Origin of the sequence: Stenotrophomonas sp. YAU14D1_LEIMI4_1 (assembly GCF_003086815.1) — a bacterium.
GTDB lineage: Bacteria > Pseudomonadota > Gammaproteobacteria > Xanthomonadales > Xanthomonadaceae > Stenotrophomonas.
This window is the reverse complement of record NZ_CP025997.1, coordinates 390,001-392,520: the sequence shown is the minus strand read 5'-3', so window position 1 is coordinate 392,520 and position 2,520 is coordinate 390,001. Positions and strand designations below refer to the sequence as shown.

Here is a 2,520-nt window from a genome sequence, read left to right as displayed (position 1 = left end):
TGAGCAGCGGGGTTTTCGGGTGTAAACCCTGGCGATGACCTACTCTCGCATGGCTTGAGCCACACTACCATCGGCGCAGCTGCGTTTCACTTCCGAGTTCGGGATGGGATCGGGTGGTTCCACAGCGCTAATTTCACCAGGGAGGCTTTTGGAGAGTCGCACTCGTCCCGATGGGACAAGGCGCCAGCCTCGCATAGTTCTTGTGACGTAGCGTGCACTTGGATGCTCTTACGACGTTGTCGTAAAGCCAAGGCAACTTGAGGTTATATGGTCAAGCCGCACGGATCATTAGTATCAGTTAGCTCAATGCATTGCTGCGCTTACACACCTGACCTATCAACCACGTAGTCTACATGGTTCCTTCAGGGGGCTTGTGCCCCGGGAGATCTCATCTTGAGGCGCGCTTCCCGCTTAGATGCTTTCAGCGGTTATCGCTTCCGAACATAGCTACCCGGCAATGCCACTGGCGTGACAACCGGAACACCAGAGGTTCGTCCACTCCGGTCCTCTCGTACTAGGAGCAGCCCCTCTCAAATCTCCAACGCCCATGGCAGATAGGGACCGAACTGTCTCACGACGTTCTGAACCCAGCTCGCGTACCACTTTAAATGGCGAACAGCCATACCCTTGGGACCGACTACAGCCCCAGGATGTGATGAGCCGACATCGAGGTGCCAAACACCGCCGTCGATATGAACTCTTGGGCGGTATCAGCCTGTTATCCCCGGAGTACCTTTTATCCGTTGAGCGATGGCCCTTCCATACAGAACCACCGGATCACTAAGTCCTAGTTTCCTACCTGCTTGATCCGTCGATCTTGCAGTCAAGCACGCTTATGCCTTTGCACACAGTGCGCGATGTCCGACCGCGCTGAGCGTACCTTCGAGCTCCTCCGTTACTCTTTAGGAGGAGACCGCCCCAGTCAAACTACCCACCATACACGGTCCCCGACCCAGATAATGGGCCCAGGTTAGAACGTCAAGCACGACAGGGTGGTATTTCAAGGATGGCTCCACTGCAGCTAGCGCCACAGTTTCATAGCCTCCCACCTATCCTACACAGACGAACTCAACGTTCAGTGTAAAGCTATAGTAAAGGTTCACGGGGTCTTTCCGTCTTGCCACGGGAACGCTGCATCTTCACAGCGATTTCAATTTCACTGAGTCTCGGGTGGAGACAGCGCCGCTGTCGTTACGCCATTCGTGCAGGTCGGAACTTACCCGACAAGGAATTTCGCTACCTTAGGACCGTTATAGTTACGGCCGCCGTTTACTGGGGCTTCGATCAAGAGCTTCGCCTTGCGGCTGACCCCATCAATTAACCTTCCAGCACCGGGCAGGCGTCACACCCTATACGTCCACTTTCGTGTTTGCAGAGTGCTGTGTTTTTGATAAACAGTCGCAGCGGCCTGGTTACTGCGACCCTCGGTAGCTTGTGCTCGCATGAGCCACCACCAAGGGTGCACCTTCTCCCGAAGTTACGGTGCCATGTTGCCTAGTTCCTTCACCCGAGTTCTCTCAAGCGCCTGAGAATTCTCATCCTACCCACCTGTGTCGGTTTACGGTACGGTCTGCGTAAGCTGAAGCTTAGGAGCTTTTCCTGGAAGCGTGGTATCAGTGACTTCGCCATAAAGGCTCGTCTCGGTGCTCGGTCTTAAAGGATCCCGGATTTGCCAAAGATCCAAACCTACCGCCTTTCCCCAGGACAACCAACGCCTGGTACACCTAACCTTCTCCGTCCCTCCATCGCACTTACGCGAGGTGCAGGAATATTAACCTGCTTCCCATCGACTACGACTTTCGTCCTCGCCTTAGGGGCCGACTCACCCTGCGCCGATTAACGTTGCGCAAGGAAACCTTGGGCTTTCGGCGTGCGGGTTTTTCACCCGCATTATCGTTACTCATGTCAGCATTCGCACTTCCGATACCTCCAGCAGACTTCTCAATCCACCTTCAACGGCTTACGGAACGCTCCTCTACCGCGCATAACAAAGTTATGCACCCCAAGCTTCGGTTCTGTGCTTAGCCCCGTTAAATCTTCCCCGCAGACCGACTCGACCAGTGAGCTATTACGCTTTCTTTAAAGGGTGGCTGCTTCTAAGCCAACCTCCTGGCTGTCTGTGCCTTTCCACATGGTTTTCCACTTAGCACAAAATTTGGGACCTTAGCTGTGGGTCTGGGTTGTTTCCCTTTTCACGACGGACGTTAGCACCCGCCGTGTGTCTCCCATACAGTCCGTCTCGGTATTCGGAGTTTGCAATGGTTTGGTAAGTCGCGATGACCCCCTAGCCATAACAGTGCTCTACCCCCGAGAGGATACATATGAGGCGCTACCTAAATAGCTTTCGAGGAGAACCAGCTATCTCCGGGTTCGATTAGCTTTTCACTCCTAATCACACCTCATCCCCTACCTTTGCAACGGGAGTGGGTTCGGGCCTCCAGTGCGTGTTACCGCACCTTCACCCTGGGCATGACTAGATCACCCGGTTTCGGGTCTACTGCCCGCGACTATGCGCCCTTA

At 54.4% G+C, this 2,520-nt stretch carries 2 rRNA genes (1 of these 2 only partly in view); both read right to left on the bottom strand.

From position 1 onward, the window contains the following. Positions 1-26: 26 nt before the first annotated feature. Positions 27-141, bottom strand: a 5S ribosomal RNA gene (gene rrf / locus C1932_RS01750). Between the two features lie 126 nt (positions 142-267). Next, positions 268-2,520 (bottom strand): 23S ribosomal RNA (locus C1932_RS01745) (it continues 627 nt past the right edge of the window).